Raw genomic sequence first — 15,881 nt, forward strand, 5'->3', positions numbered from 1 at the left:
GATAAATATATAGAAAGTTGAATGTCGGATGATTCCGCAAGGAATTTGAATTCAGGACTTGCGAATGTCGAAGCGCTCGATCCATCCATGGCTTTGCGCAGTGACAAAGCGTAGTGCATGACATATAATTGAATATGTGAAACCGCCAACCCTGAATTGAGATGCCGATGATCGACTCCGGAACGCGATCGGTTGTAATTGAAGTTGTAATAACCATGACATTCATGTCCTAGTTTTGCAAAAAAAGCAAGGATCATATTGTCAAAATGGAAATATGCGTTATCATATACGCTGAATTTATTCGCCTGAAGTCATGACTTAAGGCTGTCCGTTTTCAGCCGCACCACCGTCTGGAGTGCGCCGGAGATGGCATAAACGGTTACGGAAAATAGGAGAGAAAATGGCCGAATCGGACAAAGATGATCTTATCAGCATCATAGAAGAAGACGAAGAGGATATCGATATACCGGAAGTGTTGCCGTTGATGCCGGTGCGGGATGTCGTCATTTTTACGGATATGTTGCTGCCGCTTTTCGTGGGGCGGAAGAAATCCGTCAGAGCGGTGGAAGAAGCGGTGGCAAACGACAATTATCTGATGTTGGCTACCCAGCAGGATCCCGGCGTCGAAAACCCGAAACCCGAGGAGATATACACCCTGGGGACGGTAGCCCGCGTGCTTCGCATGTTGAAACTTCCGGACGGACGGATGAAAGCGTTGGTTCAGGGCGTTGCCAAGGCACGGATAGTGGAATACGTTCGTAAGCGCTCCTGGTATAGTGTCAAGATCAATCTCATCGAGGACCTGCCGGTTTCCAAGGATGACCTCACCATCGAGGCTCTCATGAGAAACGTCAGGGAGTACTCCGAGAAAATCATGACTCTTCGAGGGGAGATGAGCAGTGATGTGGGCGCCATTCTGGACAGCATCGAAGATCCTGGAAAGCTGGCCGACCTGGTGGCCTCCAACCTGAAGTTGAAGATTCAGGAATCTCAGATGATCCTGGAGATCATCGATCCTCTGGAGCGCCTCAAAAAGGTGAACGAGCTGCTTTCCCGTGAGGTGGACCTGTCGGCCATGCAGGCCAAGATCCAATCGGACGTAAAGGACGAGATTTCCAAGAGCCAGAGAGATTACTATCTGCGCGAGCAGGTGCGCGCCATTCACCGGGAATTGGGGGAGTTGGACGAAAAGGCCCTGGAGATCGAGGAGTACAAGCGGCGGATCAAACGGGCCCGTTTGGGCAAAGAGGCCAAGGAAGAGGCGGAAAAACAGCTCAGACGACTGGAGCAGATGCACCCCGACGCCGCCGAGGCGTCCATCGTCCGAACCTATCTGGACTGGCTGGTCGAACTTCCCTGGCAGAAAATGACCGCGGACCATTTCGACATCCCAGGGGCCAAAAAGGTGCTGGACGAAGACCATTACGGTTTGACCAAGGTCAAAGACCGAATACTTGAGTATTTGAGCGTCCGCAAGTTAAACCCCGAAACCAAAGGGCCCATTCTTTGCTTCGTGGGACCTCCGGGAGTGGGAAAAACTTCCCTGGGTCGTGCTATCGCCAAGGCCATGCGGCGGAAATTTTTTCGGATTTCTCTGGGAGGCGTTCGGGATGAGGCCGAGATTCGAGGACATCGCCGCACTTACATCGGCGCGCTCCCCGGTCGTATCATCCAGGGATTGAAACAGTGCGGCAGTCGGAATCCGGTGTTCATGATGGACGAGATCGATAAACTCGGCTCCGATTTCAGGGGCGATCCGTCATCAGCGCTGTTGGAGGCTCTGGACCCGGAGCAGAACGCCAACTTCAGCGATCACTACCTGAACCTTTCCTTCGATCTTTCCAAGGTGATGTTTATTCTTACCGCCAACATGACCGATACGATTCCTTCAGCCCTTCTCGACCGGATGGAGGTGATTCGGCTCTCCGGATACACTGACGAAGAGAAGATGGATATTGCGACGAAACATCTCTTGCCCCGACAGATCAAGGAAAACGGACTGAAGTCTAAAAATATCTCCATCACGGGCAATGCCATGCTCCAGATCATCAATGAATACACGTCGGAGGCGGGGGTCCGAAACCTCGAGCGGGAAATTGGGAGTATCTGCCGCAAGGTGGCCCGAAAGATAGCCGAGGGAGAAAAAGGGCCGTTTCTGGTTACTCGGGCCAATATTCATAAATATCTGGGGGTTCCACAGTACTATCCCGAGATGGACCAGGACGAGAGCCAAGTCGGTCTCTCGACGGGACTGGCCTGGACCGAGGCCGGAGGTGATGTCCTCTACATTGAGGTGTCGCTTTTCGGCGGGAAAGGAGATCTGCTCATCACCGGACAGCTGGGTGAGATCATGCAGGAATCCGCTCGAGCTGCCGTCAGTTATGCCCGTGCCAACATGGATCGATGGGGGGTGGACGAGTCGTTCTTCGAAAATCAGGATATCCACATTCACGTTCCCGCCGGTGCCATTCCCAAGGACGGTCCGTCGGCGGGTATCGCCATGGCAACCGCGCTGATATCGGTCATGACCGGTCGTCCGGTAAACAAGTATGTCGCCATGACCGGCGAGATCACCTTAAGAGGACGTGTCCTGCCCATCGGCGGTTTGAAGGAAAAAGCCCTCGGCGCTCTGAGAGGGGGCATTCAAACAGTGATTCTACCGGAGAAGAACAGGAAAGACCTCTCTGAAATTCCTGCGAACCTCAAACGAAAAATGAAGTTTATACCGGTTAAGCACATGGACGAGGTGCTTCCCATCGCCCTTGAGGAATCCGCCCCCAGGAAACGGCGGTCGGAACGGAAGACGCCCGCCGCGAAATCCCCCGGCACGTCGGCAGCGCGAGGGGAGCGCATGTGAGGATCCTGGCCGTCGACACCTGTTCCCGGAGCTGCAGTGTGGCCGTGACCGATTCAGGAAAGTTGGCAGGAGAGGTGACGACCCTGCGCCCGCAAACCCATTCCCGCCACCTGATGCGGATGATCGACATGGCCTTGGAGATGGCGGGCACGACGCTGGACGCGGTGGATGCCTTCGGCGTTACCCGTGGCCCGGGAAGTTTTACGGGGCTTCGCATTGGTATCAGCACAATCAAGGGATTGGCTCTGGCCGCCGGAAAACCGGCAGTAGGCGTTTCGAGTCTTCAAGCCCTGGCCTTGCCTTTGATGTGTTTCGATCGTCTTGTGTGCGCTCTCCTGGATGCAGGTAAGGGCGAGGTTTACAGCGCCTCTTATCGCTTCGCCCGAAGCGCCGGCCTTTCGGAAACCGAAGGCGACAGCCGATGGGGAACAACGGGTTTTTCAGCGGAGGAGAAGGTCCTGCACCCAGCGGACGTGTTAGCGGACATCACGGCGCCGTGTACGTTTGTGGGCGAAGGCGCCCGTGCTTATGCTTCCCTGATCACGGCCCGGCTGGGAGAGAAGGCCCGGCTGGCTGCAAACGAACATCATGTTATTCGAGGCGCCTCGGTGGCTCGGCTGGCCTTCCTTCGCCTGAAGTACGACGCGGGAAATGACATCACCGGCCTTGTCCCCAGGTATCTGCGCAAATCGGACGCGGAACTCAATCTCGACGCAAAACGCCGCACGGAACCCCGAAATGCCTGAGCCGCCATATCGTTTTTATTGACAATGCAGTATGATTTCACTATACAAAAACGATTGTCAGAGAACCATACCCTACAAAAGGCCGTTTAGATGAAAAATTTTGTCTGGTCCGATCCGCCGGGACAGACAGCATATCCCGTAGCAAAAGCCGGATATCCGTTTATATTCGCCGCCGCTTTTGCTACCGCTGTTTTTGCCCTTCTGGGGCTGGTCTGGCCGTCCGTTATTGGATTGGCGGCAACCCTAGGCATCTGTTGTTTTTTCAGGGATCCCGATCGTGTGATCCCCTACTCGGAAACGGGAGTCGTGTCACCTGCTGACGGCAGGGTGGTTTTCGTCGATACCGTCCCTGAGAATCCTTATATCGAAGGTCCGTCCTTGAAGGTCAGCGTGTTCATGAGCGTTTTCAATGTTCACGTGAACCGGGTTCCTTTTTCGGGAACCATTGTGGATGTTCTGTATCACCCCGGGAAATTTTTTTCGGCAAACCTGGATAAAGCCTCCAGCGATAACGAGCGCAATGCCGTCGTTCTCGAATCGTCCCAAGGCGTGCGGCTCTGCTTCGTTCAGATTGCCGGCCTGATCGCCCGACGGATTATCTGTTATGTCCAGCCCGGCGATCCGGTCACGAAAGGACAGCGTTTTGGTCTGATCTGTTTTGGTTCCCGGCTGGATCTATATCTGCCCTCGGATGCGACGCCATGCGTCCGGGTCGGCGATCGGGTGAAGGGCGGAACCTCCGTGTTGGGACATCTGAAATAAGCGGCCGTCTTCAGTGAGACCGCGCCGGGCGGTCTACGGAACGACACGATTCAAACGGAGACCACAGCGGTTGGTTTCGATAAAATGGCTCATGCTCAAGTTAGGTTTTAAGTGTCGTCAGATGGCTTAAAACCTAAATAATTTTATGAGATAACGTGGTGAGATAGCCCTCATGGCGTGGTGATGGTTTGACGGCGCTGTGATTCGTTTTTTGAGGAGCAGCGTATTCCGGGCGACGACCGGGGCTGAAAAGGCCGTCTGTCGAAAATGGGCGGTGCCCATGGAATCTTTGTTCGTTTCATTGCCGGCTATGCCAACTTTACATAACGCAGGAGAAAATTTTGGAACGTGTACCCATTACCAGAGAAGGATATGAATCCCTTAAACGAGAACTCGAAACGCTGAAGTCCGTCGAGCGACCGAAGAATATCAAGGCAATCGAAGAGGCCAGAGCTCACGGCGATCTTTCCGAAAACGCGGAATTCGATGCTGCGAAGGATCGTCAGGCGTTTATCGAGGGAAGGATCAGCGAACTGGGATTCAAGCTGGGGAATGCCGAGATCATTGACACTGAAAGTGTGTCCAGGGACCGTGCGGTCTTTGGATGCAAGGTGCTTCTTGAAAATATCGATACCGGAGAAGAGGTCCGGTATCAGTTGGTGGGACCTGATGAGTCGGATATCGAAAAAGGAAAGATTTCCGTTGGATCCCCCCTTGGAAAAGCGATCATCGGCAAATCGCCGGGAGAAGAAGTCGTTCTGAACGCTCCGGGCGGAAAACGGTGTTACGAGATCGTTGACATTTTGTAATCCAAAAGCGATAACCCGGGTCCGGCCGATTGAAGAAGCGGGCGGAGAAGAGGGAGAGGATAGTGGCGAGAATTACCATTGAGGATTGCCTGAACCGAGTTCCAAACCGGTTTAAACTGGTTCATATGGTGGCGAAGCGTGTTCGGCAGATCAGGGAGGGATCGGAATACCTGGTCAGCTCCCCGAAAAACGAAGATATTGTCGTGGCGCTGCGGGAAATCGCCGCAGCCAAAGTCTTTATCAAGAAAGAGCCCGACAAGGAATAGATGTTGCGGCACGTACACAAGACGCTCAGACGATCGGTGGGAAAGGCCCTGCACCGTTACGACATGATCGCGGATGGCGACCGGGTTCTGGTGGGCCTTTCGGGGGGCGCGGACAGTCTTACCCTGATGTGGTGTTTAAAGGAGCGTCTGGCCCGTGTTCCCATCCACTATGATCTGTTTGCCGTTTATATCGATCCTGGTTTTGAAGACGGCTTCAGCGACGATCTGATCCGTTATTCTGACGGCATGGGATATGCGCTGCGTGTGGAACATACCGATTTCGGCCCGCTGAGCCACAGCGACGTCAACCTGGAGAACCCTTGTTTTTTGTGCTCGCGGCTGCGTCGGAAGCGGCTTTTCGAGGTCGCCCGCGAACTCGGGTGCCGGAAGCTGGCGCTGGGGCACAACAAGGACGACATTATTGAAACCCTGTTTTTGAACATGTGCTACGCCGGTGAAATCAGCACCATGCTGCCGGTGCAGCCATTCTTTCAAGGCGCTTTTACGGTGATCAGACCTCTGGCGTTTTCGGACGAGGAGGTCATCCGGCGATTTGCAAAGGAAATGGCTTTCCCGGAATTCGTCAACTCGTGTCCCAGCGCCGCCACATCCCGGCGGGCTGAGATCAAGGCGATGCTGAAGACGCTCTATCGGTCCAATCGAAAAATCAAGGGAAATATTTTCAGGTCGATGAGTCATGTAAAACCGGATTATTTGTTACAATAGGCGCCGTGGATTGCCATATTCCGCAGCGCCGCAAACGATTCTCGAACCATGGTAGATGATGATAGACATACAAAGCCAGCGGGACGACCGCAATATCCCCATCGACAAGGTCGGCATCAAGAATCTCAGGTATCCCATCACCGTGAGAGACCGCCGAAACGGACGCCAGCACACGGTGGCCAGTATCAATATGTATGTGGATCTGCCCGGGAAGTATAAGGGCACCCACATGAGCCGCTTTGTGGAACTGCTCCACATCATCCGTCCGGAGATATCCCTTGACAAGTTTGCGCATATTCTCGAGCAGATGAAAGCCCATCTCGATGCGGCATCCGCCCACATTGAAATATCGTTTCCCTACTTTATCGAAAAGAAAGCGCCCGTCAGCGATTCCCCGGGCCTTCTGGATTATTCCTGCAAGCTCATCGGCGTGAGCGATTCGTCCGACGGTATCGACATCGTTTCGGAGGTGACGGTTCCCATCTCCTCCGTGTGTCCCTGTTCCAAGGAAATCAGCGATGTCGGCGCCCACAACCAGCGCGGCGAAGTGCGCCTCAGGACCCGATTCAAACGGTTTATCTGGATCGAGGATATGATCGAGTTGGTGGAGGGATGTGCTTCCTGCGAGGTCTATTCGGTTTTGAAGCGTGTGGATGAAAAATGCGTGACGGAGAGGGGCTACAACAATCCCAAATTCGTCGAGGACGTGGTCCGTGACATCGCAGCCAAGCTACTCGAGGATCAGAACATCACCTGGTTTTCCGTCAGTGCCGAAAATTTCGAGTCCATCCACAACCACAGCGCATACGCCTCCATTACCCGCGGCGAAAACCCCAACGCAGGGGCGGAGAGTATCATCTAGTCGCTTTTTGTTCGAGAAGGCCGGCCAACCGTGACATGACCGGGTCGACGGATTTATCGGGGGTATTCAGTATCAGCACGAAAGGGGACAGACTGCCGTCCTTTCCCCTGACATAACCGACTCGCGTTTTGACCCCTGTGAGGCTTCCCGTCTTGTAATAGATGCCGCCGTCCTCCCGCATGAAGTCATGGAGCGGGGCGAAGGCTTCCAAGATCTTCATCATGCAAGCGGCCGTGATGCGATTTTCCCGCGATATCCCGGATCCTTCGACCATCCGTATGTCACGCCGCTTCAGCACAGTCCGGATATAGTCATCAGCGGCCAAAATGCCTTTTTCGAGGGTCCCCGGCGGGCCATGGACGGCGATTCCCGCTGAAATCAGCAGTTGATTCGCTATGTAGTTGTTGGAGTACATCAACAGTTGCCGAATGATCTCATCGAGACTGTATGTTGCGTCGTATCGGTACACCATCCGGTCTTGACCCGGTCGGATCACGCCCGACTTCACCTTCCCCCTGGAGCGAACGCCGGCGTCGCGTAGAAAATGACGGAACAGATGGCCAGCGTAAAGCATTGCTTCATCCTTTTCCGCCGACAGGACGATCCGCTCCGCCGTTCGACCGGATTGCCGAATGCGGTCAAGGATAAACGGAAGCAAAGGCGTCTGCGGTTCGGCACTGACATAGCGGTGCTCCGAGAGCCTGATGAAGTTGACGGTGTTGAAATTGACGGCGAGTGCGCCGTTGGGTGCGTCGTATGGATTGAGGGTGTCGGTGATCCCGGGCACGGCTACTGCCCCGAACCATGATCCGTCAACGATCAGGTCGTTGAAAACATGGATGCGTTCCGCCATTGTTGCCGATATATTTCGTATGACCTCCGAAATCAGGAGGGGGTCGCCGTATCCCTTGATTTTTAAATTATTTCGATCGTCCAGATAGAATTCGGTTTTGAAGCGGAACGCCGTGCCGAGATAGTGTCGGGCAATGAGGGCTGTCAGAATCTTCAGGGTGGAGGCCGGCACGAGCATCCTGTCGGCACGGATGCTCACCACCGTTTTGCCGGCAGGATCAGCCGCCAGAAGCGCGTCCTGGTCTCCCAGGAGGCGGGCGATGGACTGTCGTTCCATATTCAGGCGCTTCGATCCTTCGCCCCCGACGGCGGAGAAAGCGTCCGTCGCCCCGGGACGAACCCCATGACAGGCCGCCAGGAGCAGCAGAGAAAAAAACCACCGGTTCAATCGGCCGATCCTTCGCTGACAAGGGCACGGGCAACGGCCATATCATAGACGGACCTGGGATCGAACCCCCCGGATTTCCGGTCGTAAAGGGCAGCGGCGGCCTGGATCGCGGCAAACGGAACCCACCCGTGCTGTTCCCACAAGGTCGTGTCGTCGGCGCTCCACAGCCTGAAGCAGATGTCCGGCCCCGTTTTCCGGACATACATGTGAATACGGGGATTCTGGGGGTAGGGAAGATAATAGAGCCCCTTGTCATCTTTCATGATTGAGGTTTCCTTTCTCCCGGGCTTTCTTCTTGACCATCAGCAGCCCGGGACTCTTGTGGAGATACATGAGCGGCGAGTCACATCCCAGGTCCATGAAAGCCTGCTCCAGCGTGTCGAAGAGTACCGGCCTATCCGGCCACGTAAAGGATTTCTTTTCTTCGAGCAGGCGGTGCCAGGCATTTTCGCAGGCGGGCTTGCGGAGAAAAACTTCCCGCATGGCCGCATCGCAGAGAAACATCTCGCAAACAATCGGTTTTAAACGCCACAAACAACCGGACTCGGAGAGATAAACGCATTTGAATCCGTTTGAGGGGGCTTCGAGTACGCGAAAAAGGCTTGAAAGTTCTCGTTCTTCCGAGATCAGGGCGTTGATCGCGATGTCGGCAAAAAAGGTGATGATGCCGTCCTTCGAACAACAGGCGCTCAATCGGTTCCGATAACATTTCATGTTGCAAAGGTGCCCGAAATATTGCGACAGAAACCGCCCTGTCCTTCGGCGGAAGTCGAGATAGTCCGCCAAGGTGGCGCGAAGGTTCTCCCGTTGATCGTCGGACATGGCGTTCAGGTACGTTAACACGGCATTCAGACCGTTCAACTGTTCCTCTTGATAATCGTTCATAGTCAGTCAAAATATGGAAAAAACGATTGTAAGTCAAGTCTGCTCCTCATATAGTTGAAATATTGTTGGGAGGTTACATCCAAAAACCAGAACGAAAGCGGCATCTCGCCGTGCCGGGTCGGTGTCGGACATCCGCCGATGAACGAAAAACAGCAGAGACATGCCCTTGGGACTATCAGCGTGAAGGAGACGAACATGGAGAACACGGCTCGAACAGTCTTTGGATACCACGAAGCGACCAAACACCATTTCCATCGGTACGCACGATCTTTGGGTTTCATGGACTGGGGAAATCAGCCGGACCCGTTCCGAAACTATGTGGGCGCGGAGCGTTTTCCCCTGCCGTTGATCCGAGAGGATCCTGCGGCCGGTCACATATCCCTTTACCGCCGGATCCTTCCACCGGCTCCGTCGAACGCTTCGACCTTGGGGGCCTTTCTTGAGCTTTCCATGGGCCTTTCCGCCTGGAAAACAACCGGCGGCAGCAGATGGTCCCTTCGGATGAACCCCTCTTCCGGCAACCTGCATCCCACCGAGGTCCACCTCGTGTGGTCCGGAACAGAGGATCCAGCCGCCGGCGTCTACCACTACGATCCCTTCAACCACATGCTGGAGCAGCGGATGGCGCTTGCCGACGGCCTTGTACAAGCCATTCGGGACAGCTTTCATCCCGACGCCTTCCTGGTGGGCATCAGCAGTATTTTCTGGCGGGAATCCTGGAAATACGGTGAGCGTGCCTTTCGGTACTGCCTTCTGGACGCGGGGCACGCCCTTGCGACCCTGAGCTTTTCCGCAGGTCTTCTCGGTTGGCGGGTGACGGCCCTCGGCGGGTTATCGGATTCGGACATCGAGACGATCCTGGGGTTTGACCGGACAGTGTGGCCGAAATCGGGAAAGGAACATCCGGAATTGCTGTGCGTGGTATATCCGGCCGACGTTGTGGTCCCCCTGGATCTCTCCCCGGAGGTTGTCGCGGCCTTTTCAGAGATCCCCGTGGTCGGTTCCCCCAATCCACTCAGCGGGCGATCCGTCAATTGGGAGATCATCGATGCGGTTGCGGCCGCCGCCCGAAAACCCAAAACGACGGAAGCAACCTTCCGCCTTCCCGACCGGTCGTTTATAACGGCGCCGCCGTCAGCCTTTTCCGCGGCCGCCGTCATCCGGAAGCGGCGGAGCGCTACGGCATACGATGCCGGCGGGGAGATCGACCGGGAAGTCTTCTTGGGTATCCTTGACAAGACCCTGCCCCGCCATGCCGGGGCACCGTTTGATCTGGAGGCCTCGGCACCGGCGGTGGATCTTCTGCTGTTCGTCCATGGGGTGCGCGGACTGTCTCCGGGCCTCTATTGTTTCATACGAACCGAAGACGGCCTCGATGGTTTGAGACGTGCGATGAGGCCTGGTCTGCGCTGGTCGGCCGTGGACAACGGGTTTCCCCTGTTTCTGCTGCGAACGGGGGATTACAGGGACACGGCCCGGAGGGTCAGCTGTCATCAGGATATCGCCGGAGACGGCGTCTGTTCCCTGGGGATGATCGCGGCTTTCCGGTCAACGGTTCTTGGGGCACCCTACCAATACCGTCGCCTTTTTCGGGAGAGCGGAATGATCGGTCAGGTCCTCTATCTGGAAGCCGAGGCCGCCGGCATCCGCGGAACAGGAATCGGGTGCTATTTTGACGATGCCGTTCACGAACTTGCCGGATTTTCGGACGACCGCTACGTGAGCCTTTATCATTTCACGATGGGTGCACCCGTGGGGGATGGACGCCTTGAATCGATGCCGCCTTACCGTCATTTGTCGGACGTTTGAATTGCCTGATCCGGCAGTCTCGTGCCCCATGTGAGGATCAGTTCCGGGAAGGTGACCGGTCACCTCTCTCGCGGGGTCGGTCGATGGACCTTACAGCGTGGTTCGGTTCGTCGCAGAGATCCTGAAACACCTTTTTTTTCAGCGCGATAAATTCGTTGTCGTCGATCATTCCGTCCCGCTTCAAGCGAGCAAGGGAATGGATCTGATCAATCGGGTTTCGTGACGAATCCGAGGTTTGGGCATCACCGCTCATGTCCGGCAGCAGCGGCGTCGGATGGTCAGGAGCCGTCAGCAGGACGGGGGAGGACCGTCGCCCGCCGTAGGATAATGTCATGAGTCCGTTGAAGAGCACCAACTGAACCGGCTCCCCCCGTTCGGCGCGTCCGGCGGCATCCCGAAACGCCGCGGCGCCGTCCATGCGTATCCGTCGATAAAGCCGCCATCCAAATCTGGCCGTGAAAAAAATAGCCGACGCCACAAGGATGATACCCGATCCTATAATGGCATATCTGAAATCGAGGACGCCTTTAATCAGCACCACCACGAAGGTTCCCATCAGGGGGACGGCAAAAAGAGCGAGCAGGATAATATAGAACAATCCGAGATTGGACAACATGTACAGCTGACGTTTCAGAGCCTCGCCGCGCATGTATTGGTTTCGTTCCATTTTCATGAACAAACTCCTTTAAACAACATCATCAACGATATATAAAGGGCCGTGAAGAAATAATCAACTGGTTTTATCGAAGACGAAAGGATCAAGCATGGAAGCGACGGCGGCAGCGGCGTTCAGGGAATGCCTCGTTCGCTGGTATCTGGAACACCGACGGAAGCTGCCCTGGCGGCAAACGGTCGATCCGTTCGGCATATGGGTCTCCGAAGTGATGCTTCAGCAAACCCAGGTCGATACGGTCATTCCCTATTACCGGCGGTTCATGGCACGCTTTCCGACCGTGGGGCGTCTTGCCGAGGCTGATTTACAGGAGGTTCTCAAGCTCTGGGAGGGACTGGGTTATTATGCGCGAGCCCGAAATCTCCATCGCGCGGCTCGGCAACTGGCGGCGGATAACCACGGCATTCTCCCGGACGATGTTATTGCGCTCCGTAGGCTTGCAGGGATCGGCCGATATATTGCCGCAGCGGTCGCGAGTATCGCCTTTGGACGCCCTCATGCGGTGGTGGACGGAAACGTCAAACGGGTGCTGGCCCGGCTGTCGCTGATCAATGCTCCGGTGAACCGTGCCGATGCCTATCCTCTATTTGAAAAAGAGGCCCAGTCCCTGCTGGACCTCAAAGACCCCGGCCGCTTCAATCAAGCGGTAATGGAACTGGGGGCGCTGGTATGCCGACCGAAGCGGCCCCATTGCGATGCATGCCCGGTTGCCGCTTTCTGCCGGGCTTATTTGACCGGCCAGGTCTCGACCTATCCCAAGCGGGTATGCAAGCCGCCGATTCCCACCCGTGCCATGGCGGCGGGCGTGATTCAGAGGGGCGGCAGGGTACTGATCCTCCAGATTCCGCTGGAAGGACTTCTGGGCGGGTTCTGGGAGTTTCCGGGAGGGGCCGTGGAGGCCGGGGAATCATCGGAGGCGTCTTGCATTCGTCACATCCGGAAGAAGACCGGGCTCTCGGTGGACACTTGCGGCCACTTGGGACGAATCCGGCATGCCTATACCCATTTCAAGGTCCTGGCGGATCTGTTTATCTTTCGGTGGCGGTCCGGATCTGTCTGTCTTGACGACCATTTGGATCATCGTTGGGTCGGTCCCGAAGAATTGACACAATACCCCCTCCCCAAAACCCACCACAAGTTCATGTCGCTTCTGGTCGGACAGGATTTCCGAATCCAAAGACCGTAGCCGTAAAGAACCCCTCCGCGTCGCTCAGAGCGGGACGCCTGACGGACGGATGAGATAGAGCCGCCGAGGGAGGGCCAGGACCGGAAGGGTGTAGTGAACGACGTCGATGAAAATGTTCCCGGCGTCGTTCCCGTCGGCGATGAGCGCTTCGGCGGCGATGATCTCCTTTTCGGAAATTTCCCCCTTCATGGCGATGAGGAGACCATCGGATTTCAGGAGGGGTCGGGCCATTCGGATGAATCCGTCCAGGGCGGTAAGTGCCCGGCAGACGATTACATCGAAGGCCCCGGCCATGGGGTGCTGCATGGCCAGGGCTTCGGCTCGAATGTGATGGGCGGAAATGTCCTGCAATCCAAGGACCCGGATGAGGTAATTGAGGAAACTGACCTTTTTGCGAACGGTGTCGATCAGGGTGACTGAGAGGGATGGGTCCATGATTTTGAGGGGGATGCCTGGGAATCCGCCGCCGGATCCAATGTCTAGCGTAACGGACCCGCTCGGGATATGCCGGGAGGGCATGAGGGCATCGAGGAAATGCTTGACGGCGACGGCCTCGGGTGTGGTGATGGCCGTCAGATTGGTCGCCTTGTTCCAGTCCAGGAGGACCTCGGCGTGACGGGCAAATAGCCGCGCCTGGGACGGCGATACCGAAAGGCCCATGGCCGCCGCACCGCTTTCGATGAGCGCCAACCATTCCGGAGACCCGATTTCCATGGTTCTTTATACCTCGGGTTCGCGAAATTTGGTTTTGGGTTTATCCGGATCGTCGAAATCCATGAGGATGACGTAATCGCTGCTGCTGGAAATGATTTTTGCATTGGGGTACCGTCGCTTGAACACGTGAATCATGGCCGCATTTTCTCTGAGGGTCGTCGCGACGAATCCCTTGTAGTCGTTTTCTTTGGCGATAATCTCGAGCTGCTCCAGAATGTAGGAGGCGATACCCATGCCTTGGTAATCCTCCCGAACCACGAAAGCCACTTCCGCACGATCGTCCTCGGCTTCGGCGTAGGAACCAATGGCGATGATCTCCTGGTGTCGTTTCCTGTGAACCAGACCGATAAGAGACATGTTTTTCTTGTAGTCAACGCTGGCATACTGCTTTTGGAGCACTTCGTGGGAGAATACCTTCATTTTGTAAAAGAAACGGTAGTAGATGGTTTTTTCCTGAAGGCTGTAATAAAAATTCCGGTAAGCGAATTCATCCGATGGAAAGAGCGGTCGAAAGAGGACGGTTTTTCCGTTTTTCAGTTCCATGGTGGTCTTGTAACCCTCCAGGAAAATGAGGTCCTCCTGGGCCGGGGGCAACTGGTCGGAGAAGATGTAACGCTTGGTCCTGGCCGATTCGATGAGTTCCTCCCGGAATTTGGGATGGGCGATCTGGGTGAGCTCCATTGCCCGCTGGTAGATACTTTTGCCCTGAAGTTCGGCGATGCCGTACTCCGTAATGACGATATCCACGTCGGCCCGGGTCGTCGCCACGCCGGCGCCTTCGCTCAGATTGGGAACGATGCGGGAGACCGTTCCATTCTGGGCCGTTGACGGTAAGGCAACGATGGAGAAGCCGCCCTTGGACATGGCCGCACCCCGGAGAAAGTCGACCTGATCGCCGATGCCGCTGTAGAAAAGGTTGCCCATCGAATCCGAGCACACCTGTCCGGTCAGATCAACCTCGAGGGCGGAGCTGATGGAAATCAGGTTGTCGTTCCGGGCGATGACGGTGGGGTCGTTAACGTAATCGGAAGACCTGAAATAAAACATGGGGTTGTTGTGGACAAATTCATAGAGCTTTTTGGATCCCATGCAGAGGGACGCCACCACCCGGCCCGGGATCAGGGTTTTCTTCTTGTTGGTGATCGCCTTTTTTTCAAGGAGCGGAAGGAGTCCGTCGGTAATGACCTGCGTGTGGATTCCCAAGTCCTTTTTCTTGTGGAGATAGGGCATGATGGCATTGGGCAGATGGCCGAACCCCACCTGGATAGTGGCCTCGTCATCCACCACCTGAGAGACGTACATGCCGATGCGCCGGGTAATTTCGTCTCGCTTGGCGTAGGAGGACGTCATCTCCACGATATCTTCTTCGTGCAGCACGATATAGTCGATCTCGTCGATATGTACAAAGCTGTCACCCCAGGTTTTTGGCATTTTGGGATTGACCTGGGCGATGACCAACTTGGCGTTTTCCATACCCGACCGGGTGATGTCGACGGAAACGCCGAGACTGCAGTAGCCGAATTTATCCGGGGGACTCACCTGAATGAGCGCCACATCCAGCCCGATCCGTTTGCTGAAAAAAAGTGTTGGAATCTGGGATAGATAGGTCGGGATATAGTCGATTTTACCCTCAAAGGCGGCTTTGCGCATCGCGCGGCTGATGAAGAAGAGCTTGAGGGAAAAGCGTCTCAGAAACATGTCTTCGTTGACATAGTCGGACAGGGTGGAGGAGAGCATCTGGTAGATCATGATATCCTGCATGCTCATATCTTCCACCATGGTTCGGATGAGATGCTGGGGCTCTCCACACCCGGTGCCGATAAATACCCGACTGCCTCGCCGGATCTTCGAAACGGCTTTTTCGGCATTGACGACCTTGTGGGGGCAATACTCACGCACATCCATTCTGTCGCATTCTCCTTGAAAGATTGGTGATTGAAACGCATTGGCCGGAGCCAACGGAACCTTTCCGCATTCGGAACGTTGTATCGCGACGGTCGGCAGAAGGTTCGAAATCTGCCTGACGTGAAACCCTGATCACTACAGACCGGAATAACGGTTCAACATTAAGCGGCACTTTGAAATGTGAGTTTTGAACGTTTCACGAAATCGTCTGAAAATTGACTTTTTGCGAATACATAACATCGCAAATCACAAAAATAGTCAAGGAAGCTCTCTTGCCGGGAGTTGTTTTTTCGATTCCCGGAATCTGGACATCCGATGAAGCCCGAAAGCCTTCGGCGTCGATGTCGCCATAGATTATCGGAAAAAGGATGGGTATCATTCTTGACACATTATAACAATTTATTTAAATTGAACCGTTTAATGGAAAAGTTGGCTGAGCGT

The 15,881-nt window shown here is 55.2% G+C and carries 15 protein-coding genes; 9 read left to right on the plus strand and 6 right to left on the minus strand.

From position 1 onward, the window contains the following. The first annotated feature begins 400 nt into the window (after positions 1-400). The 7 genes from lon to folE2 all read left to right on the plus strand — a co-directional run bounded on the left by lon (position 401) and on the right by folE2 (position 7,028). A complete protein-coding gene (gene lon / locus AB7S84_RS04650; RefSeq protein WP_020876550.1) occupies positions 401-2,857 on the plus strand; it encodes an endopeptidase La in 2,457 nt (818 codons plus the stop codon). Then, the gene (gene tsaB / locus AB7S84_RS04655) at positions 2,854-3,603 is read left to right on the plus strand and encodes a tRNA (adenosine(37)-N6)-threonylcarbamoyltransferase complex dimerization subunit type 1 TsaB (protein WP_020876549.1); all 750 of its coding nucleotides are present in this window, start codon (positions 2,854-2,856) and stop codon (positions 3,601-3,603) included. The genes lon and tsaB overlap by 4 nt, the downstream gene beginning before the upstream one ends. A gap of 90 nt (positions 3,604-3,693) precedes the next feature. Continuing rightward, positions 3,694-4,365 (plus strand): phosphatidylserine decarboxylase family protein, encoded by a 672-nt coding sequence (locus tag AB7S84_RS04660; protein WP_020876548.1) that lies wholly within the window; start codon positions 3,694-3,696, stop codon positions 4,363-4,365. A 341-nt stretch (positions 4,366-4,706) separates the two neighbouring features. Then, the gene (gene greA / locus AB7S84_RS04665; protein WP_020876547.1) at positions 4,707-5,174 is read left to right on the plus strand and encodes a transcription elongation factor GreA; all 468 of its coding nucleotides are present in this window, start codon (positions 4,707-4,709) and stop codon (positions 5,172-5,174) included. Positions 5,175-5,236: 62 nt separating this feature from the next. Then, positions 5,237-5,440: a DNA-directed RNA polymerase subunit omega gene (rpoZ, locus tag AB7S84_RS04670; RefSeq protein ID WP_020876546.1), complete on the plus strand. Its 204-nt coding sequence runs from the start codon at positions 5,237-5,239 to the stop codon at positions 5,438-5,440. Then, entirely contained in the window at positions 5,441-6,166 is a 726-nt protein-coding gene (locus tag AB7S84_RS04675; RefSeq protein WP_020876545.1) for an ATP-binding protein, read from the plus strand. A 58-nt stretch (positions 6,167-6,224) separates the two neighbouring features. Beyond that, a complete protein-coding gene (gene folE2 / locus AB7S84_RS04680; protein ID WP_428153175.1) occupies positions 6,225-7,028 on the plus strand; it encodes a GTP cyclohydrolase FolE2 in 804 nt (267 codons plus the stop codon). Here the strand turns inward: folE2 and AB7S84_RS04685 are convergent. From AB7S84_RS04685 to AB7S84_RS04695, 3 genes are read right to left on the minus strand one after another with little or no spacing between them, the layout of a single operon-like run. Then, positions 7,021-8,268, minus strand: a complete 1,248-nt coding sequence (locus AB7S84_RS04685) for a D-alanyl-D-alanine carboxypeptidase/D-alanyl-D-alanine-endopeptidase (RefSeq protein WP_020876543.1) — start codon at positions 8,266-8,268, stop codon at positions 7,021-7,023. The two genes, folE2 and AB7S84_RS04685, sit on opposite strands and share 8 nt — an antisense overlap. Further along, on the minus strand, positions 8,265-8,531 hold the full coding sequence (locus tag AB7S84_RS04690) for a hypothetical protein (RefSeq protein ID WP_020876542.1): 267 nt from the start codon (positions 8,529-8,531) through the stop codon (positions 8,265-8,267). The genes AB7S84_RS04685 and AB7S84_RS04690 overlap by 4 nt, the downstream gene beginning before the upstream one ends. Beyond that, positions 8,521-9,153, minus strand: coding sequence for a hypothetical protein (locus tag AB7S84_RS04695; protein WP_020876541.1), 633 nt, complete (start codon positions 9,151-9,153; stop codon positions 8,521-8,523). Before AB7S84_RS04695 ends, AB7S84_RS04690 begins: the two co-directional genes overlap by 11 nt. 195 nt (positions 9,154-9,348) lie before the next feature. Between AB7S84_RS04695 and AB7S84_RS04700 the strand changes: the two genes are divergently transcribed. After that, positions 9,349-10,962, plus strand: a complete 1,614-nt coding sequence (locus AB7S84_RS04700; RefSeq protein WP_020876540.1) for a SagB/ThcOx family dehydrogenase — start codon at positions 9,349-9,351, stop codon at positions 10,960-10,962. Positions 10,963-10,999: 37 nt separating this feature from the next. Here the strand turns inward: AB7S84_RS04700 and AB7S84_RS04705 are convergent, their stop codons facing one another. Next, a complete protein-coding gene (locus AB7S84_RS04705) occupies positions 11,000-11,635 on the minus strand; it encodes a hypothetical protein (protein WP_020876539.1) in 636 nt (211 codons plus the stop codon). Positions 11,636-11,726: 91 nt separating this feature from the next. Here AB7S84_RS04705 and mutY point away from each other — a divergent pair, with 91 nt between their 5' ends. Continuing rightward, positions 11,727-12,821, plus strand: a complete 1,095-nt coding sequence (mutY, locus tag AB7S84_RS04710) for an A/G-specific adenine glycosylase (RefSeq protein ID WP_020876538.1) — start codon at positions 11,727-11,729, stop codon at positions 12,819-12,821. 24 nt (positions 12,822-12,845) lie between these two features. Here the strand turns inward: mutY and rsmG are convergent, their stop codons facing one another. Then, positions 12,846-13,535, minus strand: a complete 690-nt coding sequence (gene rsmG, locus AB7S84_RS04715; RefSeq protein WP_020876537.1) for a 16S rRNA (guanine(527)-N(7))-methyltransferase RsmG — start codon at positions 13,533-13,535, stop codon at positions 12,846-12,848. A gap of 6 nt (positions 13,536-13,541) precedes the next feature. Further along, positions 13,542-15,440 carry a bifunctional acetyl-CoA hydrolase/transferase family protein/GNAT family N-acetyltransferase gene (locus AB7S84_RS04720; protein WP_020876536.1) on the minus strand — a complete coding sequence of 633 codons (1,899 nt, stop codon included), beginning with the start codon at positions 15,438-15,440 and terminating at the stop codon, positions 13,542-13,544. Between the last annotated feature and the right edge of the window lie 441 nt (positions 15,441-15,881).

It is taken from the genome of Desulfococcus sp. (assembly GCF_050178255.1).
Classification (GTDB): Bacteria; Desulfobacterota; Desulfobacteria; order Desulfobacterales; family Desulfococcaceae; genus Desulfococcus; species Desulfococcus multivorans.